The sequence below is a fragment of the Streptomyces sp. NPDC031479 genome, assembly GCF_055581065.1.
In genome coordinates this window covers 204,558-229,603 of record NZ_JBVIKC010000007.1, presented here as the reverse complement: position 1 = coordinate 229,603, position 25,046 = coordinate 204,558, and the positions used below count along the sequence as shown (strand labels likewise).

Annotated in this window: 20 protein-coding genes; 7 read left to right on the top strand and 13 right to left on the bottom strand. The window is 74.4% G+C overall.

Going from position 1 to position 25,046, the window contains the following annotated elements; translation table 11 throughout:
* The first annotated feature begins 232 nt into the window (after nucleotides 1–232).
* Complete coding sequence (locus ACZ5D2_RS11365; protein WP_371681380.1) at nucleotides 233–1,363, top strand: MFS transporter; 1,131 nt, start codon at nucleotides 233–235, stop codon at nucleotides 1,361–1,363.
* Nucleotides 1,360–2,454, top strand: a complete 1,095-nt coding sequence (locus tag ACZ5D2_RS11360; RefSeq protein ID WP_371680369.1) for a sugar ABC transporter permease — start codon at nucleotides 1,360–1,362, stop codon at nucleotides 2,452–2,454. The genes ACZ5D2_RS11365 and ACZ5D2_RS11360 overlap by 4 nt, the downstream gene beginning before the upstream one ends.
* On the opposite strand, the gene ACZ5D2_RS11355 is transcribed toward ACZ5D2_RS11360, so the two are convergent.
* Nucleotides 2,441–3,655 (bottom strand): acyl-CoA dehydrogenase family protein, encoded by a 1,215-nt coding sequence (locus ACZ5D2_RS11355; protein WP_371680370.1) that lies wholly within the window; start codon nucleotides 3,653–3,655, stop codon nucleotides 2,441–2,443. The genes ACZ5D2_RS11360 and ACZ5D2_RS11355 overlap by 14 nt on opposite strands.
* Before the next feature lie 143 nt (nucleotides 3,656–3,798).
* Between ACZ5D2_RS11355 and ACZ5D2_RS11350 the strand changes: the two genes are divergently transcribed.
* Both ACZ5D2_RS11350 and ACZ5D2_RS11345 read left to right on the top strand, forming a co-directional pair.
* On the top strand, nucleotides 3,799–5,583 hold the full coding sequence (locus ACZ5D2_RS11350) for a CoA transferase (protein WP_371680371.1): 1,785 nt from the start codon (nucleotides 3,799–3,801) through the stop codon (nucleotides 5,581–5,583).
* Complete coding sequence (locus ACZ5D2_RS11345) at nucleotides 5,580–7,277, top strand: class I adenylate-forming enzyme family protein (RefSeq protein ID WP_371680372.1); 1,698 nt, start codon at nucleotides 5,580–5,582, stop codon at nucleotides 7,275–7,277. Before ACZ5D2_RS11350 ends, ACZ5D2_RS11345 begins: the two co-directional genes overlap by 4 nt.
* Before the next feature lie 53 nt (nucleotides 7,278–7,330).
* On the opposite strand, the gene ACZ5D2_RS11340 is transcribed toward ACZ5D2_RS11345, so the two are convergent.
* The 9 genes from ACZ5D2_RS11340 to katG form a co-directional block, all read right to left on the bottom strand.
* Nucleotides 7,331–8,161, bottom strand: coding sequence for a metal ABC transporter solute-binding protein, Zn/Mn family (locus ACZ5D2_RS11340; protein ID WP_371680373.1), 831 nt, complete (start codon nucleotides 8,159–8,161; stop codon nucleotides 7,331–7,333).
* Complete coding sequence (locus ACZ5D2_RS11335) at nucleotides 8,119–8,994, bottom strand: metal ABC transporter permease (RefSeq protein WP_371680374.1); 876 nt, start codon at nucleotides 8,992–8,994, stop codon at nucleotides 8,119–8,121. The genes ACZ5D2_RS11340 and ACZ5D2_RS11335 overlap by 43 nt, the downstream gene beginning before the upstream one ends.
* Nucleotides 8,991–9,626 (bottom strand): ATP-binding cassette domain-containing protein, encoded by a 636-nt coding sequence (locus ACZ5D2_RS11330; RefSeq protein ID WP_371680375.1) that lies wholly within the window; start codon nucleotides 9,624–9,626, stop codon nucleotides 8,991–8,993. Before ACZ5D2_RS11330 ends, ACZ5D2_RS11335 begins: the two co-directional genes overlap by 4 nt.
* 205 nt (nucleotides 9,627–9,831) lie before the next feature.
* Nucleotides 9,832–10,359: a copper chaperone PCu(A)C gene (locus ACZ5D2_RS11325; protein ID WP_371680376.1), complete on the bottom strand. Its 528-nt coding sequence runs from the start codon at nucleotides 10,357–10,359 to the stop codon at nucleotides 9,832–9,834.
* On the bottom strand, nucleotides 10,356–12,656 hold the full coding sequence (locus ACZ5D2_RS11320; RefSeq protein WP_371680377.1) for a heavy metal translocating P-type ATPase: 2,301 nt from the start codon (nucleotides 12,654–12,656) through the stop codon (nucleotides 10,356–10,358). Before ACZ5D2_RS11320 ends, ACZ5D2_RS11325 begins: the two co-directional genes overlap by 4 nt.
* Before the next feature lie 475 nt (nucleotides 12,657–13,131).
* Entirely contained in the window at nucleotides 13,132–13,590 is a 459-nt protein-coding gene (locus ACZ5D2_RS11315; RefSeq protein WP_371680379.1) for an RrF2 family transcriptional regulator, read from the bottom strand.
* 125 nt (nucleotides 13,591–13,715) lie between these two features.
* Nucleotides 13,716–14,927: an acyl-CoA dehydrogenase family protein gene (locus tag ACZ5D2_RS11310; RefSeq protein ID WP_371680380.1), complete on the bottom strand. Its 1,212-nt coding sequence runs from the start codon at nucleotides 14,925–14,927 to the stop codon at nucleotides 13,716–13,718.
* Between the two features lie 252 nt (nucleotides 14,928–15,179).
* Complete coding sequence (locus ACZ5D2_RS11305) at nucleotides 15,180–15,437, bottom strand: hypothetical protein (RefSeq protein ID WP_371680381.1); 258 nt, start codon at nucleotides 15,435–15,437, stop codon at nucleotides 15,180–15,182.
* A 137-nt stretch (nucleotides 15,438–15,574) separates the two neighbouring features.
* Nucleotides 15,575–17,764, bottom strand: coding sequence for a catalase/peroxidase HPI (gene katG / locus ACZ5D2_RS11300; RefSeq protein WP_371680382.1), 2,190 nt, complete (start codon nucleotides 17,762–17,764; stop codon nucleotides 15,575–15,577).
* A 188-nt stretch (nucleotides 17,765–17,952) separates the two neighbouring features.
* Here katG and ACZ5D2_RS11295 point away from each other — a divergent pair, with 188 nt between their 5' ends.
* Nucleotides 17,953–18,381: a Fur family transcriptional regulator gene (locus ACZ5D2_RS11295; protein WP_371680383.1), complete on the top strand. Its 429-nt coding sequence runs from the start codon at nucleotides 17,953–17,955 to the stop codon at nucleotides 18,379–18,381.
* 9 nt (nucleotides 18,382–18,390) lie between these two features.
* On the opposite strand, the gene ACZ5D2_RS11290 is transcribed toward ACZ5D2_RS11295, so the two are convergent.
* From ACZ5D2_RS11290 to ACZ5D2_RS11280, 3 genes are all read right to left on the bottom strand, one after another.
* Nucleotides 18,391–19,242 (bottom strand): class I SAM-dependent methyltransferase, encoded by an 852-nt coding sequence (locus ACZ5D2_RS11290; RefSeq protein ID WP_468928737.1) that lies wholly within the window; start codon nucleotides 19,240–19,242, stop codon nucleotides 18,391–18,393.
* 90 nt (nucleotides 19,243–19,332) lie between these two features.
* Nucleotides 19,333–20,811 carry a type 1 periplasmic-binding domain-containing protein gene (locus ACZ5D2_RS11285; RefSeq protein WP_371680385.1) on the bottom strand — a complete coding sequence of 493 codons (1,479 nt, stop codon included), beginning with the start codon at nucleotides 20,809–20,811 and terminating at the stop codon, nucleotides 19,333–19,335.
* Nucleotides 20,812–20,815: 4 nt separating this feature from the next.
* Nucleotides 20,816–22,816, bottom strand: coding sequence for a hypothetical protein (locus tag ACZ5D2_RS11280; RefSeq protein ID WP_371680386.1), 2,001 nt, complete (start codon nucleotides 22,814–22,816; stop codon nucleotides 20,816–20,818).
* Between the two features lie 237 nt (nucleotides 22,817–23,053).
* Between ACZ5D2_RS11280 and ACZ5D2_RS11275 the strand changes: the two genes are divergently transcribed.
* On the top strand, nucleotides 23,054–23,998 hold the full coding sequence (locus ACZ5D2_RS11275; RefSeq protein WP_371680387.1) for an aldose 1-epimerase family protein: 945 nt from the start codon (nucleotides 23,054–23,056) through the stop codon (nucleotides 23,996–23,998).
* A gap of 64 nt (nucleotides 23,999–24,062) precedes the next feature.
* Nucleotides 24,063–25,043: a cyclase family protein gene (locus ACZ5D2_RS11270; RefSeq protein WP_468928734.1), complete on the top strand. Its 981-nt coding sequence runs from the start codon at nucleotides 24,063–24,065 to the stop codon at nucleotides 25,041–25,043.
* Nucleotides 25,044–25,046 lie beyond the last annotated feature (3 nt).

Below are 25,046 nucleotides of genomic sequence, written 5' to 3'. Positions count from 1 at the left end.
AGCACACCTGCGGCGCGCCTCGAACTCCCCTCGTCCGGTGTGGCGCAGGGCACAGAAGGGAGCGGGAACCGTGGTGCCGGCCCGTCCGACTGCCTTCCCGGTCGGTCGTGAAGTTCAACATCGGGGAACGGGGATTTCTGTGGCGGCGGAGGGGACGAGGGCAGCCACCGCCCGGGCGCCGGGCACGCGGGACGGGCAGGCTCGCCACCTGACCGCGCTGCTGACCTGCGCCATGGCGTTCTCGATGCTGCAACTGTTCCTGCTCGGTGCGCTGGGGCCCCGCCTGGTGGAGGAACCGGGCATCTCCCCGGCGGTGTTGGGACTGGCGACCACGGTCGGCTTCGGGACGGCCGCCGTGTTGTCCCCGGCCGGCGGCCGGATGGTGGACCGCGTCGGGCCCCGGCGCTCGCTCGTGCTCCTGCTCGTCCTCTCCGCGGTGGCCCTCGCCCTGATCGGCGCCGCCCCCGGCGCGGGCCTGCTGCTGGGCGCGGTCGCGCTGGGCGGAATACCACAGGCCCTGGCCAACCCCGCGACCAACAAGGCGATCCTGGCCGCCGTCCCGTCGGCCCGGCGGGGTGCGGTGACCGGCCTCAAGCAGTCCGGTGTCCAGCTGGGCGCGTTCGCCGCCGGGCTGCCGCTCGCCGCCCTCGCCGGCGGCCTCGGCTGGCGGGGCGCGGTGTGGACGGCCTCCGGGGCGGCCTTGCTCGCCGGGGCGTGGGCGCTGCGTGCGCTGCCCGCCGACCCGCCCGTCCCGCCGGCCCCGCCCGTTCGCACGTCGTACGTACCGAGGGGGATGGTGGCCTGGCTGGCGGGATTCTCGCTGTTCCTGGGAGCCGGGATCGCTTCCGTCAACACCTATCTCGCCCTGTACGGGGTGCGCGGCCTGGGGATGGGCCCCACCCCGGCCGGTGGCCTGGTCGCCGTCCTCGGCGTCGCGGGCGTACTCGGCCGGGTCGGGTGGTCGAAGGCCGCCCGCCCGGGACGGGCCGAGTGGCTGCCGGGTCTGCTGGCCTGCGGTGCCGTGGGCGCCGCGGCTCTCCTGGCCGGCGGGTCGCTCGCCCGTCCGCTGGTATGGGCCGGCGCCGTCGCCGTCGGAGTGTTCGCCGTCTCCGGCAACGCCGTCTCGATGGTGCTGGTCGTGCAGCGCGCCGCTCCGGGCCGGGCCGGCCAGGAATCGGCGCTCGTCGCGGCCGGGTTCTTCGCCGGATTTGCCATGGGCCCGCCGCTGTTCGGCTTCCTCGCGCAGAGCGGGCGGTACGGGTCCGGCTGGCTGCTGGTCGCGGTGGAGTTCGCCGCGGCGGGAGCGGTGGCGTTCCTCTGGGCCGTACGGGACCGGCGCGCGCGGACGGGGAAGGAGGCATGACCCCCGGCGACCGGGCCGGACGGGCGCTCGCGGCCGTCATCGGCCGGGTGACGGTGACCGAGGCCGAGGCGGGCGCCCGCTTCCCGCTGTACGCGGACCCGGTCGACGGGCGGTGGAAGACGACCGGCCGAGGCTCGTGGACCGGCGGCTTCTGGGCCGGACTGCTGTGGTTGCGGGCCCGGTACACGGGGGACGGGGCACACCGGCGGGCCGCCGCGGACTGCACCGCCCGACTCGCTCCGTGGGCGGAATCCGACACCGCCACCCGGGGACTGATCTTCTGGTACGGGACGGCGCCGGCCCTGGGCACACCCGAAGCCGTCGCGCTCCGGGCGAGGGCGGCCCGCGCCTGTCTGGACTCCTACGACCCCGGGGCGGGGATCGTGCCCTGGGGCGCGGCGCTCGGCGGCCCCCGCCTCCTGGCCCGCGCGGACGCCGTACCGGGGCTGGTGCCCCTCCTGGCCGCGGCCGGACCCGAAGGGGCCGTCGTGGCCGCGGCCCACCTCCACCGGCACCTCGACCTCGCCCTCGGCCCGGAGGGCGCGGGAAGCGGCCGCCGGCCGCGGCCCGCCTGGACGTTCGACCCGGCAGCGGGCTGGTCCCCCTGTGCGGATCCGGCACCGGGGTGGAGCCGCGGAGAGGCGTGGCTGCTCCTGGCCGTGGCCGACGCACTGCTCCGGCCGGAGATCGCCCGCCACCGGCCGGAGCGGCTCGCCCTCGCCGCGGAGCAGTTGCTGGTACAGGCGCGGGCACTGACCGGGCCGCTCGTCCCGCCCAACGAGGCGTCCCGGCCGCGGGGGCCCGTCGACACCTCGGCCGCGGCGATCACCGCCGTCGCGCTGCTCAAGCTGTCGCGCGCACGGGCACCCCGGGCCGAGGTGTGTGCGCGGCGGGCCGTGGCGATCCTGAGCCGACTGACCGGGGCCCACCTCAGCGAAGCGGGTCCGGGCCGGCCGCCGGGAATGCTGCTGGACGGCTGCTACGACGCCGCCAAGGGCCTGGCGGTGCGTCACGAACTCATCTGGGGCGACTTCTTCCTGGCCCTCGGACTGGCCGCACTGGGCGACCTCGTCGACATCACCCGCGTGTAGCGGCCCCGTGGGCCCGGCCGTAGCCGCGCAGCACGCGGCGGGCCACCGAGGTGATGTGCAGCTCGTCCGGGCCGTCGAGGATGCGGGCCGCGCGTCCGCCGCGGAACAGCGACGGCAGCGCCGTGTCCGGGCCGAGCCCGGCAGCGCCGTGGACCTGGATGGCGGAGTCCGTGACCTGCTGCAGCATCCGGGCGGCGGCGACCTTGGCCAGACCCACCTCGGTACGGGCGTCCCGTCCGGCCGCGATCAGCGCTACCGCCTCGTGGACCAGGGGCCGGGTGGTGCGCAGCGCGAGGAGGGAGTCGAAGACGTGCTGCTGGACCAGCTGGTGGTCGGCGAGCGGCCCGCGCGATCCCCGGCGGGTGGCGGCGCGTTCGGCCATGAGGTCGAAGGCGCGCCGGGCCTGCCCCAGCCAGCGCAGGCAGCGCAGCGTGCGGCCGAGCGCGAGCCGTTCACCCGCGATGGCCAGGGCGTCGCCACCCGCGCCGAGGAGGTGGTCGGCGGGCACGCGGACCCGGTCCAGTTCGATCTCGTACTGGCCCGCCGCCCCCAGTACGCGCAGTTCGCGTACGACGCGGAAGCCGGGTGAGCCGGTCGGTACGAGCAGCAGGGAGAGGCCCTCGCGGTCGCCCGCCGCCCCGCCCGTACGCGCCATGACGGTGACGAGATCGGCGCCGGCGGCTCCGGAGGTGAACCACTTGCGGCCGCTGATCACCCAACCGCCGTCCGCCCGGGCCTCGGCACGCGTGCCGGTGAGGAGCGGGTCGGTGCCCGGTACGTCCGGCTCGGTCATCGCGTAGCAGGTGCGCATCTCGCCCGCGACCAGACGTTCCAGGTACTCCTCGCGCACCCGGGTGCCGCCGTGGCGGTTCAGCATGGTGACGTCGAGCAGCGGGGCGGAGCCCAGTGCGGCGGGACCGTGATCGCTGGCGCCCTCGGCCTCGGCGAGCGCCGCGTACGCACGGAACGTCAGGCCGCCGCCGCCCAGGTCCGCCGGGAGCGGCAGGGCCCACAGCCCGGCGGCACGCGCCTCGGCCCGCAACTCCGCCAGGGCGGCGGCCGCTTCCCTTCCGCCCGCGTCCAGCACCGTTTCGGACGGGATCACCCTCGTACGGACGAACCGTTCGACCTCCTCCCTCAACTCGGCCGCCCCCGGTTCGGGTTGAACCGGTCCGGCGTACTCCGTGCCCGAATCCGTCACTGTGTTCCTCCTCGTTCCCGGGAACCCATGGGAACTGCTGTCCGACTCCCTGTCCGAGGAACTGGTCGGGTGCGCACCCCCCAGAGTTCCCGCGTTCCGTTCGACCTGGGCGACGGCCACCGCCGCGCCGGGAGAGGAGAGGCATGGCGTCCCCCGCAACCACGCAGACGGTCCGGCCGCTCGACACACTGGCCTTCGGCACCTCGGGGCCCCCGCAGATCACCGACGTCGTCGCCGCACACCTGCGGCTGCTCGGAGCGCGATGCGACGGGCCCACCGACGACGGCCCACCGGGCCGCGTCACGCTCTCCGGCGCGGGCTTCGACCCCGCTCGCGCGACCGTCACCTGGGCGAAGCCCGGCAGCGGGCTCGTCGACGAGGCGACCGTGCAGGCCGCGACCGGCATGATGGCGGTCCACGGACGGCGCGACGGCAGCCCGCGCGGCCTGGCCGCCGACTACGCGGCGACGGCCACCGCCGTCCTCACCGTCCAAGGACTGCTCGCCGGCCTGGTCGGCCAGGCCCGCGGGGCCGGGCCCTCCCACATCACCACCGGTGCCGACCGGGCCGGGCTGCTCGCCGTCTCCCAGTACCTCGCCGCCGCCGGGGCCGATGAGGGCGAAGCCGCCGAACTCGGTCCGGGAGGACCGCCCTTCACCTCGGCCGAGGGCGTGCCGTTCGAGTTGGAGACCCTCGATCCGGGTGCCTGGGCCGCGTTCTGGCGGGCCCTGGGAGCCCCGGCCGACGCGATGCGGGCGGGGTGGCGGCCGTTCCAGTTCCGCTACGCCACCGCCTGCGCCCCCTTCCCCCGGGTCCTCCACTCGGTGACCCGTTCACACCCCCTCCCACGGATCCGGCGGGCCGCGGTGCTCTCCGGCGCCGAGGTGTGCGTACTGCGCACCCTGGCCGAACGCGCCCTGGAGACGGACGGCGCCGCGCCCTGGTCGCTGCGGCCACTGTCCGGTGGCCCCGCGCCGTCGCGCCCCCGTACGACGGTTTCCCCCTCGGCCGGCCGACCGCTGGCCGGGCTGACGGTGCTGGAGGCGGGCCGTCGCATCCAGGCACCCCTCGCCGCGCACCTGCTCGGCCTGCTGGGGGCCGAGGTCATCCGGATCGAGCCGCCGGGCGGGGACCCGCTGCGCGGCATGCCGCCCGCCTGCTCCGGGATCTCGGCCCGCTGGCTCGCCCTCAACCGGGGCAAGAAGGCCGTCGAAGTGGACATCAAGGCCGAGGCCGACCGCCGCCGGCTCCGGGAGATGGCCGCGGAGGCCGACGTCTTCCTGCACAACTGGGCACCGGGCAAGGCCGCGGAGTTCGCTCTGGACGCCGACGACCTCGCGCGGGTCAATCCGGCCCTGGTCCACGCGTACACGAGCGGCTGGGCCGAACGGCTCCAGGACGCCCCCATCGGCACCGACTTCATGGTGCAGGCCCGCACGGGGGTGGGCGAGGCGGTCCGCCCCGAAGGGGAGCCCCCCGCGCCCTCGATGATGACCCTGCTCGACGTACTGGGGGGTCTGCACGGTGCCGAAGCCGTTCTCGCGGGGCTGCTGCTGAGGGAACGCACCGGCCACGGCGTACGGGTGGACTCCTCGCTGCTCGGCGCCGCCGACTCGCTGACCGCCCCCGCCCTGCGGCGGGTGGCGCGCGGGGAGGCCGCCAGGCGGCCGGCGGGATTCCGGCACCCGCTGCCGACGGCCGACGGCTGGCTCGCCCCCGCCGACGAAAACGCCGGGGCCGCGGCCGCGTACGACCTGCGCGACCTCTCCACGAGCGACGCGGTCGACCGGCTGAGTTCCCACGGCCTCGCCGTCACCGCCGTCACCACCGACCTCCGCGACCTGCACCACGACGCGCGCTTCGCCGGCTCGGTCGGCCGTGACGCGCACGGTGCCCCCGCCGTCACCGCCCCCTGGAGCCTCGTATGACCGCCGACCGGCCCGTACTGCGCGACCTGCTGCCCGCCGATCTCCGCCGCTCCTGGGTGGTCGACGGCACCTGCCCCGACCTCGACGTCTACAGCCTCTTCCGGGCCCGCCAGATCGCCGGCCTGCACCGCACGGCCGTCCTGGATGCCAGGGGAAGGCTCTGCTACACCGCCCTGGACCGCAAGGTGCGATGTCTGGCCACCGGCCTCAGAGACCTCGGCATCCGCGAAGGCGACGTGGTCGGAGTGCAACTGCCCGACGACCGCAACGCCGTCATCGCCGACCTGGCCTTGGCCGCGCTCGGCGCCGTCGCCCTGCCGTTCCCCGTCGGCCGCGGCACCCTGGAGGCCGAGTGCCTGCTCCGCCGGGCCGGGGCCGTCGCCGTCATCGCCGCGGTCGAGCACCGCGGCTTCCACCACGCGGCCGGCCTGCACACGCTCGCGCGCGCACTGCCCGCCCTCCGCCACGTCGTCGCGGTGGGCCCCGGCAGCGCACCCGGGGGAACGACCTCGTGGTCGGACCTCATGCGCCGCGACCCCGGCGGATTCGTCCCCGCCCGCCCGGACCCCGACAGCGCCGCCCGGATCCTGGTCTCCTCGGGATCCGAAGCCGAGCCGAAGATGATCGCCTACTCGCACAACGCGCTGGCCGGCGGACGCGGGAACTTCCTCGCCTCGCTCATGCCCGACGGGACCCCGCCGCGCTGCCTCTTCCTCGTACCGCTGGCCTCCGCCTTCGGGTCCAACGGAACCGCCGTCACCCTCGCCCGGCACGGCGGCACCCTGGTCCTGCTCGACCACTTCTCGCCCGGGGCCGCCATCGAGGCCGTGCGCGAGCACCAGCCGACCCACGTCCTCGGCGTGCCCACCATGGTGCGCATGATGCTCGAACGCATCGACGCAGCGAGCGAGCGGCTGCCGGCCCCCACCGCCCTCGTCCTGGGCGGGGCTCCGCTCGACGAGGCCACCGCGGCCGCCGCCGCGCAGGCCTTCGGCTGCCCCGTGGTCAACCTCTACGGCTCCGCCGACGGCGTCAACTGCCACACGGGGCTGGCCGACACCGTGCCCCCGACCGACGCCGCGGGCGTCGTGGCGGGCCACCCCGATCCCCGGGTCGCCGAGATCCGCATCGCCGACCCCGAGACCCACGATCCGCTCCCCGACGGCGACATCGGGGAGATCGTCTCCCGGGGCCCCATGACCCCGCTGTGCTACGTGGGCGCGCCCGATCTGGACGCCCGCTACCGCACCCCCGACGGGTGGGTCCGTACCGGCGACCTCGGCTACCTCGACGCCGACGGCGTGCTGCACGTCGTCGGACGCCTCAAGGACATCGTGATCCGCGGCGGCGCCAACATCAGCCCGGCCGAGGTCGAGCGCGAACTCCGTTCGCACCCGCAGGTCCGGGACGTGGTGTGCGTGGGCGTCCCCGACCGGCTGATGGGGGAGCGGCTGGCGGCCTGCGTGGTGGCGCGGGGCCCGCAGGCTCCGACGCTGGACTCCCTCGGCGTCCACCTGGGCGCGCGGGGGCTGGAGCGGCGCAAGCACCCCGAGCGTCTCCTCGTGGTGGAGGAGGTGCCCCTGACGGCGGCGGGCAAGCCGGACCGGACCGCTCTGCGGGAACGCCTGGCCGGGAGCCCGCCGTCGGCGCGGAACGGTCTTCCCTGGACGCCGCCCCTGGCCCAGGCCGGATGACCGACGAGCCCGGCAGCCGAGGGCTGCCGGGCTCTCGCGGCGGGTCGCCCGGATCAGGAGCCGCCCGCGGCCTTCTTCAGCTCGGCCGCCGCGTTGCGGTAGACGGGCAGCAGATCGAGGTCCTCGGCCGGATAGTTGACGATCTCGACCTGCTTGGCGCCCGAGTCGGGCAACACGGTCCCGGTCGACATGTGGGCGTTGTCCAGGACCAGGGACGGCTTCTTCGCGGAGAGCCCGGCCAGCTGCGCCGGGGTCACCGCCTCCGGCCCGTAGGTACCCACCGTGGTGGCGCCCGCGAGCTTCGCGGCCCAGCCCGTGAAGACCTGGGCGACCACGGAGGGGCCCTTTCCGCCGGGCCACCCGGCCTGCAGTTCCTTGGTGAGCCTGCCGTACTCGCTGTCGAACCCGGACTTCCACTTCGTGGCCGCATCCTGCGTGCCGAAGAGCGCGCCCAGCTTGTCGACCTCGGCCCTGACCTTGGCAGGGTCGTTGTCGAGGTTGACCTCGACCAGCTTCGCCTTGGAGCCGGCGGCCTCCTTGATCTTCGCCGCGTACGGCTCGAAGGGCGCGTAGAGCACGAAGTCCGCCTTGGCGACGGCGGCGAGGTCGGAGGGCCTGGGGTCGTAGTCGGGGGCGTGGTGGACGGACTGCGGCACGATGACCTTGACGTCCTCGGCCCCGGCGGCCTTGGCGAACGCGCCCTCCCAGGTGGTGGTCACGACCACCACGGGCCTGTCCTTCCCGGGGGCCGGAGCGCCGCCCTTCGCGGGGGCGCCGGCGACGGCCTCCGGGCCGGTGCCGGCGCCGTCGCCACAGCCGGCGAGGAGGGCGAGGGCCGTGCTCAGTGCGAGGAGGGAAGAGGTTCGGACGCGGGTGCGCGCCATGAGCTGATTCTCCGTTCGGGAATGAAGTGGACGGCGAGGACGAGCGCCCCCGCCGTCAGGACGAGTACCGGGCCGGGCGGCCAGTCCAGCCACAGGGCCAGCAGGAAGCCGGTCGCGTTGACGGTCACGCCGATGCCGACCGCCCAGAGGGTGATCGACTTCAGAGAGCTGCCCAGGCGTCGCGCCGCGAGTGCGGGCAGCAGGGTCAGGGCGTCGACGAGCAGGGCGCCGGTGAGCTTGATGGCTCCGGCGACGGCGATCGCGACGAGCACCAGGAGGGCCGCGGTCAGGGCGCGTACGGGGACTCCGGAGCACTGGGCGAGCTCGCGGTCGTAGAGGAGGAGGCCGACGTCGTGCCGCCGCCACCAGAACAGGCCGGGTACGACGGCGGCCAGGACGCCGAGCACGACGAGGTCGGGCGTGCCGACGGAGAGGATCGACCCCCACAGCAGGGCGAAGGCCCCGGACGCGTTGACCCCCGACACGGCGAGGAGCAGCAGCGCCGCGGCGATGGCGAGGCTCATCAGCAGACCCATGGCTCCGGACAGGCCGTCCGGGGTACGGGCGAGCGGGGCGACGCCCGCTCCGGCCAGGGCGCAGGCGACGAGCGCGCACAGCATGGGGTCGAGGCCGGTGAGCAGACCGACCGCGATGCCCAGCAGCGCGACGTGCATCATCGCGAAGCGGACCGGCATGATGTCGAGCCCGACGATGACCACCCCGATGACCGGCAGGCCGATCGCGGCGAGCAGCAGCGCGAGCCCGGCCCGCTGGACCGGAAGCAGCTGCAGCAGCGCGCCGAGGTCGGCGGTGGCGAGGGACACCGGGGTCACCGGAGCTCCCGCAGCCGGCCCGCGGCCATCTCCAGCACCCGGTCGCAGCGGTCCGCCAGAGCCCGGTCGTGCGTCACCACGATCAGGGTGACCGGCAGTGCGGTGAGGACGTCGGCGGCCTCCGCCTGCCCGTCGAAGTCGAGGGCGGCGGTGGGCTCGTCGGCCAGCAGCACCTGTGCGCCCGCGGCGACGCAGCCGATCGCGCGGGCCAGGTACATCCGCTGCAACTGCCCTCCGGACAGGGTGTGCAGGGGGCGCTCGACCAGCGCGGCGACGCCCAGCCGGGCGGCGGCCTCGGCGGCGTCGTCCGGCGCGGTACTGCCCGCGAGCAACTCGGCCCCGAGCAGGGGGAACCGTCCGGCGGCCGGCTTCTGGGGGATCCAGGCGCAGGCCCGGCGGCGCCACGCCCACTCGGCGGCCGAACCGGTGGTCCGGCCGCCGACCCGGATCGAGCCCGTCACCTGTCGGTGCAGACCCAGGACCGCACGCAGCAGGGTGGTCTTGCCCGAACCGTTGGTCCCGGTCAGCGCCACGCGCTCACCGGCGGCGATCTCCAGGTTCACCTCGGAGACCGCCTCCACCCGGCCGTGCCGGCAGGCGACCGCCCTCATGTGCACATCGAGCCCGCCCATCCCACGCCTTTCCGTCGGTCCGTGCCGTGCGGGGCAACAGGTGTCCGCCGCCCACGTTCCAGTAGTCGGACGGCGATGGGCCGCAGTTCCCGGCGGGCCGGACATCGTCGCGGGTGAATCCCCTCCGACCCGCCGGGCCCCGGCATCCGCCGCCGGAGCGTTCGCACCGCCGCGGCGAGGTCCGTCGCCGCCGGACCGGTGGCGTTCAGCTGCCGGGCCGGATCGCGATCGCGATCGTCTCGACCGGTTCGCTGTGACGGAAGTGCAGGACGAAGCGGACGACCTGACCCGGCTGCCATCGTTCCTTCACCTTCACCATTACCCCCACCCCGAAGGGGGACATCTCCACCGCCCCTCCGGCCGGGATGCGAACGGGACCGTCCCTGTCCATGGAGTCGGCCCCGGTCCCCGTGCTCCGGTGCCGGCTCAGCACGGCCCGTTCCACGGCCGTGGAGGTCACGGACACCAACTCGTCCTCCCCGCCACCCAGGTTCGAGATCCTGAAGAACGCCGCGGTGTCCTCCCTGCCGGCGTACGGAACGAAGACGCGGCCGTCGTCGACCGCGATCCGGGGCGGGGTTCCGGCAGCCCCCGAGGCGGCCCAGGCCGTCAGACAGCACAGGCCCACCAGGCACGCGATCACCGGAGCGGCCGCGGCCAGGTACGCCTCGCGCAGACGCGGGCGCGCGGCCCAGCGGCCCTCCGTCGCTTCTCCTCGAACGGATTCGGTCATCGTCCACTTCCCGTCCGGGCGGTGCGGGCCCGCGCCCCGGCGGGCCGGCCGGCGGGGTCCCGGCCGCGCAGCCGCAGGCTGTTCCCCACGACGAGCAGCGAGCTCGCCGACATGGCCGCCGCGGCGACCATCGGGTTGAGCAGACCGACGGCGGCCGGCGGGACGGTGACGAGGTTGTAGCCGAACGCCCAGACCAGGTTGACCCGGATGGTCGCGAGGGTGCGGCGGGCCAGCCGGACCGCGTCGGCCACCGCCTCGACGTCACCGCGTACGAGGGTCACGTCCGCCGCACCGATGGCGACGTCGGTCCCGCCGCCCATGGCGATCCCGAGGTCCGCGCCGGCCAGTGCGACGGCGTCGTTGGCGCCGTCCCCGATGACGGCGACGCACCGGCCCTCGTCCCTCAGCCGTCCGACGAGAGCGGCCTTGTCCTCCGGCGCGCAGCGGGCATGGAGGCGGGCGATCCCGAGCGACGAGGCGACGGCCGCGGCCGGGGCCTCGCGGTCGCCGGTGGCGAGGATCGGCTCGACTCCCAGCCGCCGGAGGCGCTCGACGGCCCGGTAGCTTCCCGGCCGCGGCACGTCGCCGAGCGCGACGAGCGCCTGGGCGACGCCGTCGACCCGTACCAGGACGGGCGTGAGCGCGGCGGCCTCGGCGGCGGCCAGCGCCCGGGCCAGGGACTCGGGGAGATCGTCGCCGGGTGCGCACACCTCGACGGTACGGCCCTCGACCACACCGCTGACGCCCGCGCCGGGGACGGCCCCGAAACCGGTCACCGGTGGCAACGCCCTTTTGGGGACGCTCCGTTGGGCGTGGGCGGCCAGGGCCCTCCCGAGCGGATGCTCGGAGCCCTGTTCGACCGCGCCGGCCAGCCGGAGCACGTTCTCCCGGCCCAGGCCGTCGGGGACCGTCGTCAGCCGGGCGACGGTCATGTGCCCGGTCGTGAGGGTGCCGGTCTTGTCGAACACGACCGTGTCGACGTGCCGAAGGGCCTCCAGGGCCCGCGGTCCGCTGATCAGAATGCCCATGCGGGCGCCACGGCCCGTGGCGGCGAGCAGGGCGGTGGGTGTGGCGAGGCCGAGGGCGCAGGGGCAGGCGACGACGAGGACGGCGACGGCGGCGGTGACCGCCGGCTGCGGGTCCGCACCGGCGCCGAGCCAGAAGCCGAGCACGGTGACGGCCGACGCCAGGACGACGGGGACGAAGACGCCCGCCACGCGATCGGCCAGACGCTGAGCCGCCGCCTTTCCGGTCTGGGCCTCGGTGACCATGCGCGTGATGCGGGCGAGCCGGGTGTCCGCGCCCACCGCGGTGGCCCGCACGACGAGCAGCCCGCCCACGTTCACCGCCGCGCCGGTCACGGCCCGGTCCGGCCCGACCTCGACGGGATCGCTCTCACCGGTCAGCAGGGACAGGTCCAGGGCGGAGCTGCCGGAGACCACGACGCCGTCGGTGGCGACGCGTTCCCCGGGCCGGACCACGAATTCCTGCCCGACGGCCAGCTGTTCGACCGGGATCCGCCGCTCCTCGCCGTTCTCGCGCACGGTCACGTCCCCGACCGTCAGGGCGGACAGCGAGCGCAGCGCCGCGCCCGTACCGCGCCGTGCCCGCGCTTCCAGGAACCGGCCGGTCAGGACGAACAGCGGTACGCCGACCACCGCCTCCAGATAGACGTGGGCGACCTCGCCCCCGGCCGAGGGGAGGAGGGTGAAGGGCATCCGCATTCCCGGCAGGCCCGCGCCGCCGAGGAACAACGCGTACAGGGACCAGAGAAAGGAGGCGGCGACTCCGAGCGAGACCAGCGTGTCCATGGTGGCGGCCGAATGCCGCAGCCCCCGCAGCGCGCGGACGTGGAAGGGCCAGGCGCTCCAGACGGCCACCGGTGCGGCGAGCACGAGGCACAGCCACTGCCAGTTGCGGAACTGCAGGGCCGGGACCATCGACAGGGCCATGACCGGCGCACAGAGCAGGACGGTGATCAGCAGCCGGTCGCGCTCGCCGCGGTCCTCCTCCGGCGCGGCATCCGCCGCCTCCCCTTCCGCCCGTCTCCGGGGCTCCTCCGCGGGCACGTGGAGTCCGGCCGTGTACCCGGCGCGCTCGACGGCGGCCACCAGTGCGTCCGCCGTGACGCCGGGCGGATGGAGCACCCTCGCCCGGCCGGTGGCCAGGTTGACGGTGGCGCTGACCCCCTCGATCCTCCCGAGCCGCTTTTCGACGCGGTTGACGCAGGCCGCGCAGGTCATGCCGCCGACGGTGAGGTCCGTGGTGGTGCAGACGGCCGCCGGCTCCGGTGTCATCGGCCACCGTCCGACCGCGTGCCACCCGTGCCGTCGTGACCGTGCTGCCCCGGGCCGCCGCCGACGCCGCCCACCGGGGCGGTGCCGCCCCCGCCGGAGTGCATGCCGGGTGCGACCGGGCCCGCGGCGGAACCGACCGCGTACGAAAGGCAGAACACCACCGCCAGCAGGGCCAGGAACCCGGTGAGCGCCGGTGGTGGTACCCACCGCCGCGGCGGGGGGCCCGTCTCGCCGGGGGATCGCTGAGGTCGCGCCATCGCCACTCCCTGCACGGGCGCGCTCCGGCGCCCCTCGCTCGTCCGGTCCCGCGCTACGCGGACCGTTTCGGAGGCGGCATCCCCTGGTCCCGCGACGCCTTCCCCCTGAGGGGTCGTTCCGCGGCGTCGACGAGTTCCCGGATTCGGCGGACGCCGACCGGCAGCGGTACGCCCGGCGCGGTGCGGGGAACCTCAGGCGGGGCGGACGGCGGGGAGGGTCAGGGATTGGTCCAGGCGTCAGGGGTCCGGGTCAGCGCGGACACGTCGGCGGGCAGGTCGCAGGAGGCGACATCGGCGAGCGACACACCGTCGAGGATCTCGCGCACATTGGCCCGGAGCGCGATCCACAGGGGGAGCAGCGCCTCGGCCGGGCCGGTGTAGGAGAGGTCCGGGGGGCGGACCCCGCGTACCGAGACGAGCGGTCCGTCCACGACGCGGATGACGTCCGCGATGCTGATGGACCGGGCGGGCCGGGCCAGGCGGTAGCCGCCGTTGCCGCCGCGCCGGCTGAGCACCAGACCACCTCGGCGCATGTCGTTGAGGATGCCTTCGAGGAACTTGTGCGGGATGTCCTGGGCGTCCGCGATGGCTTCGGCCTTCACCGGCCCGCCGTCCTGTGACGCGGCGAGCTGCAGCGCGGCACGCACCGCGTAGTCCGCCCTGGCTGAGATCCGCATGCGGACATTATCCCGTACGGCTCGGGCCTGCGTCCGCCACGGGTGGGCCGCCCCCCGGCTGCCGGCCGGGTGCTCGTGCCCGGCAGCCGGGGACCGGGTGGGGCCGTCTCCCGGGGTGGCCGACGTCAGTGGAAGGCGGCCGCCACCGCGCGGTGGGAGCCGTTGAGGTAGTGCTCGCCGATGGAGCGCAGGCGGTGCGCGGCGGGATGGTGCGCGGTCAGCACGCGCGCGTTGCGCCAGAAGCGGTCCAGGCCGGGGGCGTCGGCGAGCTCCAGCACGCGCGCGGTGATGTGCAGGGCGGCCTTCGACGTCACCGTCTCGGCCGTGGCGACCAGGGCGCAGACGCCCGCCGGCTCCTCGGCATCGAGCCGCGTGCCCGGGTCGAGGGCCTGGGCCATCACCTCCGTCGCCCGGTCGACCACGGCGGTGGCCGTCTGGGCGGCGGAGGCGAGTTCCCCGTACGTCAGGAAGAGGTCCGGGTCCGCACCGGGCAGCCGGTACGCGCGACCGCCCCTGCTGAGGTCGCGGGCTTCCGTGAGCGCGCCCTCGACGATGCCGAGGCCGACGTGGCACAGGGCGAGCCGGAGCGCCGGTCCGGCGAGCGCGGTGAAGGGCGGGGCCGACTCCTCGTCGTGCGGCCGGCGGCCCAGCACCTGTCCCGGTGTGACGGCGACCCGGTCGAGGACGACCTCGCCGGCGCCGCCGACGCGCTGCCCGAGGCGGTCGTGGACGGGTTCGACGGTCATGCCCCGCGCGTGGGACGGGATCCGTACGACCAGGACGTCACCGGTCACGGGACAGGTGGCGTCGAGCACGATCTGGTCGGCGACGGTCACCGCCGTCTCCACGAACCGGCGCCCGCTCAGCACGTAGCCGGTGCTGCGCGGCCTCAGCGTGAGGTCGGTTCCATCGGTGTCGTCGCCGGGCCCGGGAGCGCGTACCGCGCCGGTCCACAGCCACTGTTCGCGAACCGACTCCTCTTCGAGGGCGGTCGCGTGCCGGTGCCCCGCGTAGAAGCGTCCGCTCCACGCGTGTACGTAGTGGCGGGCGAGCACGTCGCCGACGGAGCTGTCCGCGGTGGAGATCTTCCGTATGACGCTGCATCCGGTACGCCAGTCGGCCCCGCGGTCCGACGAGTGCGGGGTGAGGGCGGCCGGCAGCCCGGCCTCGCGCAGCCGGGCCGCCTCGTCGTGCGGCGGCTTGCCCGCCCGGTCGCGGGAGATGGCGTCCGCCGAGAGGTCGTCCGCCACGTCGCGGGCGGTGCGCAGGAGCGCGCGGCGCCGTTCGTCGGCTGACCGCCGGCCGACGGCGGTGCCAGGGGGGATGGCGGTGGTCATGTCGGCTACTCCGGAACGTCGTCGGGCGGTTTCGGCCGGTCGCCGAATCCCCACCTTTCCCATCGGATTGATAGGGATATTCGCCCGAAGTCGCCGTCCGGGCAAGGGTGCGACCGGATGATGGACAGTCCGGTCTCGCGATGGAAGACGACGTGGGGTCAGCGGCCCCGACCGCGGCCGCGTCTGCCCCCCGCCCCCCCCGCCACCCCGGGCCCTGTCCGTTCAGGCGCAGCCGGTCCGCTGAACCGGTGTTCAGCTCGTCCTGTCGCGGATCACGTTGCGGTGCTCCTCGTAGACGAGCCGGGCGTCGGCGTCCGGCATCGCCGGGGTCGTGAGGCCGCAGGCACAGGTCACCACCGTGAGATCGCGCGGAGCGTCCGTGCCGTACCTCTCGGGGCCGGTCCGTGCGGCCCCCGGCGGCCTCTCGTAGCGGAGGCGGTGCGGGGTCCGGGCAGCGGCCGGGGCGATGGGGGAGCCGGTGTCGTCGGGGGTGAAGCGGTGATCGCTCATGGGCCCAGTGTCGCCTGCCGCGCACGGGCGAGGGGCGCACGCGCGGCAGGGCACAGCGGCGGCGTCACCGAGTTGTACGCGGCCCGTCCCGGCGGGGTGCCCGAGCCCGGGGTGCCGTCCGGGCCCGGGCACCGGGCTCAGGCGAGGTCGAACCGGTCGAGGTTCATCACCTTGTCCCACGCCGCCACGAAGTCACGCACGAACTTCTCTCCGGCGTCCGCGGACGCGTAGACCTCCGCGACGGCCCGGAGCTGGGCGTGCGAACCGAAGACGAGGTCGACGGCGGTGGCGGTCCACTTGACCTCGCCCGTGGTGCGGTTCCGCCCTTCGAACACGTTCTCCGTCGCGTCCGACACCTTCCATTCCGTACCCATGTCCAGCAGGTTGACGAAGAAGTCGTTGGTCAACGTCTCCGGCCGGTCGGTGAGGACGCCGTGCGCGGACCCCTTGAATCCGGTGTTCAGGACCCGCATGCCGCCGGTCAGGACCGTCATCTCGGGTGCGGTCAGGGTCAACAGGGCGGCGCGGTCCAGCAGGAGCGTCTCCGGCGACAGCTTCTCTCCCGCCCGGAGGTAGTTGCGGAACCCGTCCGCCCTGGGTTCCAGCACACCGAACGACTCCACGTCGGTCTGCTCCTGCGAGGCGTCCGTGCGCCCCGGTGCGAACGGCACCGTGATGTCGTGCCCGGCGTTCTTCGCCGCCCGCTCGACGGCTGCGCACCCGCCCAGGACGATCAGGTCGGCGAGCGAGACCTTCTTCCCGCCGGCCTGCGCGCCGTCGACGTCCTGCCGGATGCCGTCGAGGGTCCGCACCACCTCGGCCACCTCGGGCAGGTCGTTGACCTCCCAGTCCTTCTGCGGCGCGAGCCGGATCCGCGCGCCGTTGGCCCCGCCGCGCTTGTCGGTGCCGCGGAAGCTGGCCGCCGACGCCCAAGCCGTGGCGACCAGTTGGGAGACGGAGAGTCCCGAGGCGAGGATCTTCTCCTTGAGGGCGGCGACGTCGGCGTCCGAGACGAGCTCGTGGTCGGCCTCGGGGACCGGGTCCTGCCACAGCTGCGGCTCGGGAATCCAGGGGCCGAGGTAGCGGGACAGGGGCCCCATGTCGCGGTGCAGCAGCTTGTACCAGGCCTTGGCGAACGCGTCCGCGAGCTGCTCCGGGTTCTCGTGGAAGCGCTTCGCGATCGGCCCGTAGACCGGATCCAGCTTCAGCGAGAGGTCCGTCGTCAGCATCATGGGGGCGTGCCGCTTCGACGGGTCGTGGGCGTCGGGCACGGTGTCCCGGGCCGCCGGGTCCGTGGGCGTCCACTGATGGGCCCCGGCCGGGCTCCTCGTCAGCTCCCAGTCGTACCGGAACAGGTTGTCGAGGTACCCGTTGTCCCACTTCGTCGGCGCGGTGGTCCAGGCGCCCTCCAGCCCGCTGGTGATCGAGTCGGCGCCCTTGCCGCTGCCGCAGGTGTTCCGCCACCCGAGGCCCTGCTGCTCCAGGGGGCCGGCCTCGGGCTCCGGACCGATGCACCCGGGGTCGCCCGCGCCGTGGCACTTGCCGAAGGTGTGGCCGCCGATGATGAGTGCGGCCGTCTCCTCGTCGTTCATGGCCATGCGCTTGAACGTCTCGCGAATGTCCCGGGCGGCGGCGATCGGATCCGGGTTGCCGTCGGGCCCTTCCGGATTGACGTAGATCAGTCCCATCTGCACGGCGCCGAAAGGACCGGAGAGCTGCCTGTCGCCGCTGTAACGCTCGTCTCCGAGCCAGGTGTCCTCGGGTCCCCAGAAGACCTCCTCGGGTTCCCAGATGTCCTCCCGGCCGAATCCGAAACCGAACGTCTTCAGTCCCATGGATTCGATGGCGCAGTTTCCGGCGAACACCAGGAGGTCGGCCCACGAGATCTTCCGGCCGTATTTCTGCTTGACCGGCCAGAGCAGGCGCCGGGCCTTGTCGAGGCTCGCGTTGTCCGGCCAGCTGTTGAGGGGGGCGAAGCGCTGGGCCCCGGCCCCGCCCCCGCCCCTGCCGTCCTCGATGCGGTACGTGCCGGCGGAATGCCAGCTCATCCGGATGAAGAGCGGTCCGTAGTGGCCGTAGTCGGCGGGCCACCAGTCCTGCGAGTTCGTCATCACCTCGAAGACGTCCCGCTTCAGCGCGTCGACGTCCAGGGTCGAGAACTCGCGCGCGTAGTCGAATTCCTCACCCATCGGATCGGACAGGGGCGAGTTCTGATGGAGAACCTGGAGGTCCAGTTGGTCCGGCCACCAGTCCCGGTTCGCCCGTGGGCGGGTCGGGGAAGGGGTCGGGGCGGGGATGACTGGGTTCTCGCTTTCGCTGCCGGACACGTCCGTCCTTCTTTCCTGTCTCGGTTTTTCCCCCCGCTGGCTGCGTCCGTATGGTCGCGCACCGCAGACCATGCCGCACGGGAACACGCAGGGGCCCCGCACAACGAGCACGCGAAGCCGAAAGACGGAATCCGGCCGTGCTCATCGGTAAACTGCTGCTTCCCCCGAGCCTGAACAGGTGAACCGATATGAGTGACCTGCTGGAGCGACTGCGCGGGCGAGGCTGGCGGATGACGTCCCAGCGGCGCGTCGTCGCGGAGGTCCTCGACGGCGAGCACGTGCACCTCACGGCCGACGAGGTGCACGCCCGCGCCGCCCGGCGGCTGCCCGAGATCGCCCGCGCGACCGTCTACAACACCCTGGGCGAGCTGGTCGCCCTCGGCGAGGTCGCGGAGGTCTCCACCGACGGCCGGGCCAAGCGCTACGACCCCAATGCCCACCACCCGCACCAGCACCTGGTGTGTTCCGGCTGCGGCACCATCCGTGACGTCCACATGACCGGCGATCCGCTGGCGGGCCTCCCGCGGGAGCAGCGGTTCGGCTTCACGGTCTCCAGGGCCGAGGTCACCTATCGCGGGCTGTGCCCCGCGTGCGCTTCCGGTCCGCCGCGGGGCTGAGCGGGAACGTCACGGGCGGACCGCCCGGACGGTCCAGGCCGCGGAGCCGTAGAGGACGCCGTGGTCGGTCCCGTGGGCGGCGAGGGTGGTCCTCAGGCCGTCGGCGGCGCGCCCGCGGCCTGCGGCGTCGAGGTCTTCGAGCATCCAGCCGAGCATGCCGAGCGTGAACCGCTCCGCGTCGTCGGCGCCCTCGCCGAACCACATCGGCTCTTCGTGGGCCTCCAGCCGGACCTGTGTGAAGCCGGCGGCGCCGAGGACGGCCCGGATCCGGTCCGGGTCCGAGAGCGCGAACGGCCCGGGGGAGCCGGGCTCGGGCGCGGGCAACGGGCGCCCCGCGGCCAGTGCCCCGGTGAAGGAGAGGAACCACTCGTTGCGGCTCAGGGGTTGCCAGACCGACTGCACGAAGCGCCCCGCGGGGCGCAGCGCGCCGCCGATGTTGCGGAACGCGGCGACCGGATCGGCGAAGAACATCGTCCCCATGCGGCTCACGGCCACGTCGAAGGCCGCGGCGGGGAAGGGGTGGACCTGGGCGTCGGCCCGGACGAAGTCGGCGTTGTGCAGCCCTTCGGCCGCCGCTCGCTCCCGTGCCACCCGCAGCATCGCGGCCGACAGGTCCACGCCCAGGGCCCGGCCTCCGGTTGCCGTCCGCGCGGCGTCACGGGTGATCTCACCGGTGCCGCAGCCGACGTCCAGCACCTGGTCGGCGGCGGACACGTCGGCCGCGGCGAGGAAGTCCGGGCGGTAGGCGCGTAGCGCGCGGTCGAACCGGTCGGCGTGCTCCGCCCAGTACGCGCCCTCCCGCCCGTCCCAGGCGCGGGCCTGCTCGGCGTTGGAGGGATCGACCCCGGGAACGCTGGTCATGGACACCACCACCTCACCATCACCTATGATCCCAAATTACTACCAAAGGGATGATTCGCCCCGTCCTGGCCCGCCGCGGGGGCCCCTTCCTCACTGCTCCTGCGGTGGTTTGCCGTCGGCCGCGGAGACCTCGACGAACTCCACGTGCCCCTTGCCGTCGAGGCGCAGGACGGGGACGGCCTTGTTGCGCGGATTGCCGTTGTTCTGGAAGGAGATGAACCCGCTGGCCCCGGCCACCTGCTGGGTGCCGTCCATCTGGTGGAACATCCGGGCCACCGCGTCGCCGACGACCTGACCCTGCCAGCGGGCCGCCATCTGGATGCCGTGCGCCGCGGCGAGCACCGCGTCGTGCCCCATCAGGGCCCCGCCGTCGTCCCGGGTGTCGCGCGGGAACCACTGGTCGAGCAGCCCGCCCGGCTGGAAGTTCTTCGCGGACGGCGCGGACACCGCCTGGGGCGCCGAGCGGTACATGTCGGGGTGGGAGAGGCCGGTGTAGAGCACCTCGATGTGCGTGTCGGCGGCGTGGGCGAGCTGCTCGGCGCTCAGGTTGGTCGTGTCGTCCCCGGTGAACACCGTGAACTGCTGGTCGGTGCAGCTGCGGTTGGCGAGCGCGTCGAGGAAGTGGGTGAGGTGCTGGCCGCGGCCCGCGAAGTACACCAGCTGGGGGCGCTGCTGGCACAACTGGCCGGGCATGTAGCGCAGTTCGTTCTGCCAGGCGCTGCTGACGGAGGAGTCGTAGGTCATCCGCTCGGCGACGAGCCGGTGCTTGTCGCCGTCCTGGAAGGCCTTGGTGAAGGCCGTGCCCAGGGTGGAGGCGTAGAGGTTCCCCTCCGCCACGTCCTGGATCACGACGGCGGTGGCGACGCCGCGCCGCTTGAGGTAGCCGGCCGCCGCGTACGCCTCGTCCTCGTTGGTGGGCGCGATCCGGACGAAGCCGTTGATCCCCTGGATGTTCGTCGCGGTCAGGGTGGCGCCCACCATGGCGATGCCGTGTTCGGAGAGACGCCTTATGGCCGCGAGGTTCTCGTTGTTGCTGGGGCCGAGACCGGCCACCGCGACGAGCCGGTCCGGGGAGTCCTTGCGGGCGATCAGCTCGTCGACCGTGTGCTTCCACTGGGTGGACTTGCTGCCCGGATTGGCGATCAGCAGACGGATCTTGGGGGTGGCCGCGAGGTCGCCCTGGTTGTGGCGGAACTGGGCGAGGTAGGCGCCCTGGAGCTCGTGCCGGACGCCCTCGGCCGAGTTGCTGTCGTCGGCGGTGCTCGTGAAGGAGGTGAAGTAGGCGACGCTGACGTACGGTTCCTTGTCCGCGTTGGCGAGGACCCGGCGGTTCTCCGCCTCGATCCTGCGGGTGACCGCGTCGAGGTGCGGGGCGAACACGTAGGCGCCGTCGGTCACTCCGACGCATTCGTCGTCCGGGCCCTGTTCGACGACCCCGTCGGCGCATCGGGCCTGGCGCTCCTGGAGCCAGCCGACCCCCAGCCAGAGCGCCGCGACCAGCGCGACCGCGGCGGCGGTGGCGAGGGCGACGCGGCGCACGACGTGCAGGGGCCATTCGAGTCTGGGCACGCGCTCAGCCCTCCCAGCCCGCGGTCTGGGGATCGCGCCAGTGGCGGTAGCGCTCCGCCTCGTCGTAGAGGGCCACGATGTCGTTCCTCCGCAGTTGGGACAGCTGCGCGCAGCCGTCGGCGATCAGGTCGTTGAGGCGCATGGCCGGGTCGGCGAGCGGATCGCTCCACACCCAGCGGGTGGTCACCAGGGTGTGGATCACCGACTCGGTGTCCATCACCCGTCCGGGCCGGCGCGGGACGAGTCCGGCGAGGAGCTCCACCGGGCCGCTGTCGGTGGGGAGGCGGTTCGGGGCGGCGGTGATCGCGTCGAACTCGGAGATCCACTGCGCGGCGGGTACGGCGGCGAAGCGCCGCGTCAGGTGCGCGGCGACCTCCTCGGTCCGCCCGCGGGCCAGCTGGTGGTACATCTGCTGCACCGGCTTCCCCTCGCCGCGGTAGTACTCGGCGAGGAGTTCGTGCGCCGCGTCCCACCCGTCGGGGCGGGCGGCCAGCCGCCACAGGAGCAGCCGGCGCAGCCACGGGTGCAGTACGGGGACGACGGCGACGGGCCCGGTCAGCAGCCAGCGGGAGCGGATCTCCCCGAACAGGGAGTCGTCGGGGCTGAGCAGCCGCGTGGCGACGGAGAAGTCCCGTGCGGCGGCGCATTCGGCGAGCGCGGCGCGCTGGGTGTCGTCGAAGTCGCGCAGGAGGTGGCCGAGGGCCGTGTCGGCGAGGGTGGCGGACTCCTCCCCGGAGCGCAACGGCCGGTCGGGCAGGGTGCGCAGCCAGCGGTCCTGCCGGGGGCCGGAGTCGGGGGGCGGCCCGGCCTGGCGCAGTACGTCCAGTACCTGGTGGACGGCGCGCGGCAGCCCTCCGGTCAGCCGGTGCACGAAGGAGGTGAGGCGGGTCAGCGGGGCCAGGTCGCCGTTCCCGCCGAGCTGGAGCTCTATCCGGATCCGCACCTCGTCCAGGTTGAGGTCGCGCAGGCGCAACGGGTACCACCAGGTGTCCTCGCTGTCGCGGGTGGGCCGGTGGGCGTTCCAGTCGGACAGGGAGGCCCGGTCGGGACCGCGCAGCTGCCAGGGCCAGGAGTCGCCGGTGGCCGGGCCCCAGCGGGGCAGCCAGCGGTTGGAGCTGGCGACGACGGTCAGCGGGTCGCTGGCATGGCCGGCCACGACCGTCTCGTCGTGCCGGGAGCGCACCAGCAGGTCGAGGAAGCGGCGGCCGTACCCGGTGTGGGAGTTGTCGAGGAGCAGCAGGTAGGAGCGGGGCATGAAACTGCGGGCCGAATTGCGTCTGAGGTCCTCCAGGAACGCGGAGAACAGGACGAGGTCGAGCCGCTCCTGCTCGTTCTCGTCACCCTCGTGACGCCAGAGGTTGAGCTCCACGAGGGCTTCCATGGGGTCCGCGCTGCGGGTCATGGGGTGGCGTCCGTACCAGTGGGCCCCGGAGGTCAGCCGGCTGCCCAGCCTGCCGCCGAACAGGCCGGGCATGGTGCGGCGGCCGCGCCGCAGGGCGTCCTGGAAGAGGGCGAGGGCGGCGGTCGAGGCGCCTTCGGGCATCCCGACCGCGCCCATCCCCACCTCGAAGAAAGCGGCCAGGTAATCCCCGTGCCGGGCCTCGTTCTCCTCCTGGAACCGGTCGAGCTGGCGCTGCACCGCGCGCCGGCCCTCGGCGAGGCTGCGCATGCGCAGCTCCTGGTCGGAGGCGAGCAGGCCCAGGCTGAGCAGCGGGAAGTGGGAGCGCCCGTAGCGGGGCAGCTTGCGTTCGAGCTGGCGGGCCAGGAGCCCGAGGGCGTAGCGCGGCAGCAGGGACTGGGCCCCGCCGAAATTGACGAAGGCGAAGGGGTAGTCGGGCCCGAAGTGCTCCATGAGCGCGCTGTGCGCCTCGCTGGCCCCGCTGCCCGCCGGCCCGAGGAGCATGGTCAGGGGCCGTTCGGCAGCCGGGTCCTCCTTCAGGCACGCGTCGACGAGCGACAGGATGCCGCTCCGGCCCCGCAGGCCCATGCCCGTGCCCGGCTCCATCACGTGTGATCCCCCCCAGGACGACGCTTCCGAGGAGTAGAGACTGCCATCCGGACCGGGAGTCAGACAGGGTTTTCCCCTCCTTGATTCGGTCCGGTCGCATCCGCGCAGGTGCCGCGGGGTTCCGGGCCCGGGGGAGGGGCCGGCGGCCGGCCCGTGACGAGGGCCCCGACGTGCGCGGCGTGGGCCGCTGACCGAGATTGGATGTATCCGTTCCACCTGCCCGAGGAGACGCCCGTGTCCGCGCAGACCCCCGGGGCCTCCGGCCCGACAGGTGAGCAGTGGGAGCTGCGCCACGGCGGCCAGAGCGCCGTCGTGGTGGAACTCGGCGGCGCCCTGCGCCACTACGAGGCGGACGGCCGGCCCCTGCTGGACGGGTTCGCCGCCGACGCCCCCGTCACCGCCGGGCGCGGGCAGCTGCTGGTGCCCTGGCCCAACCGGGTGGGCGGGGGCCGCTACCGGTTCGACGGCACGGACCTGCAACTCCCGCTCAGCGAACCGGAGCACCACAACGCGATCCACGGACTGCTGCGCTGGACCCCCTGGCGCCTGCTCGACCGCTCCGGCGACGCGCTGCGGGCCGGCACCACGCTCCACCCCCAGCCCGGGTACCCCTTCCAGCTGGAGGTGACCGCCGACTACCGGCTCACGGACGAAGGCCTGGAGGTCCTGGTCCGCGCCACCAACACCGGCACCGCGCGGGCGCCGTACGGCGTGGGGCAGCACCCCTACCTGACGGTCGGCACCGGCCCGGTCGACGCGGCGCTGCTCACCGTGCCCGCCCGCTTCCGGCTGCGCACCGACGACGCGGGTCTGCCGGTCGGCGAGGAGCCCGTCGAGGGCACGGAGTACGACTTCCGCACCCCCCGCCCCATCGGCTCGCAGCACCTGGACACCGCCTTCACCGGACTCGACCGCGACGGGGACGGCCGGGCCGTGGTCCGGCTGGCCCACCCCTCGGGGCGGCACGGTACGGACGTATGGCTCGGCGAGGGCACCCGGTGCGTGCAGGTCTACACCGGTGACACCCTGGCGGAGCCCGAGCGGCGCCGCGGGGTGGCCGTGGAGGCCATGTCCTGCCCGGCGGACGCCTTCCGCACGGGCACCGATCTGACGGTCCTGGAGCCCGGGGCCCGGCACGTGCTCCGCTGGGGCCTGAGCCCGTGGGGCAGCCCCGGCTGAACGGGACCGGACGGCGGCGACGTACCCGGCACACCCCCAGCGTCGGCGGGAAGGCGGCGATCCGATGGCCCGGCACCACGAACCCCCGGCCGGCCGGCGCATGAGCGCGCAGGACTTCCGGGCACTGTACGAGAGGCTCCGCGCGGCGGGCCGCTCCGGCCGGGATCCGGACGGCCGGCCCGGGGCGCTGCGCCACCTGACCCCCGAACGCGTCGCGGCGGCGGCCGCCGAGGTCCGGCTCGGTCACACGGTCTCCCTCGCCGCGCCGATCGGGACCCGGCCGGGTCCGGACGATCCCGAGCCCGCCGAGTACCGGGTGACCGGGCCCGCCCCCGGGGAGGCCGGCGCGGACGGTCTGCACTTCGCCCTCGACCGCTTCGCCATGAACGTCCACGGGGACGCCGACAGCCACCTCGACGCGCTCAACCACGTGATCTTCGACGGAGAGCTGTACGGCGGGGTCCCGGCGGGGGACACGGCGGTGGTCCCGGCCGGGGACACGGCGGCGCAGGGCGCCCGCCGGCTCTCCCTCGACGCGGTCCGCGACGGCATCGTGGGACGGGGCGTACTGCTGGACGTACCGCGGTCGCGGGGCGTGCCCTGGCTGGAGCCGGGGGAGCACGTGACGGCCGGGGACCTGACGGCCGCCGAGGCCGCCCAGGGCGTCCGGGTCGGCCCCGGGGACCTGCTGCTCGTCCGGGTGGGGCACCGGCGCCGCCGCGCGGAACTCGGGGCGTGGGAGGCGGCGCGGGCGAGGGCGGGCCTGCACCCGGACGCCCTGTCCTTCCTGGCGGAGCGCGAGGTCGCCGTCCTGGGCGGCGACGGCAACAACGACACCGCCCCCAGTGCGGTGGCGGACGTCGCCTTCCCCGTGCACGTCCTGGCGGTGCAGGCGATGGGCATGCACCTGATGGACTACCTGAGCTTCGAGGCGCTGGTCACGGCCTGTGAACGGGCAGGCCGCTGGAGCTTCCTGTGCGTGGTCGCCCCGCTGCGGCTGCCGGGCGCCACCGGGTCCCCCGTGAACCCGATCGCCGTGCTGTGACGG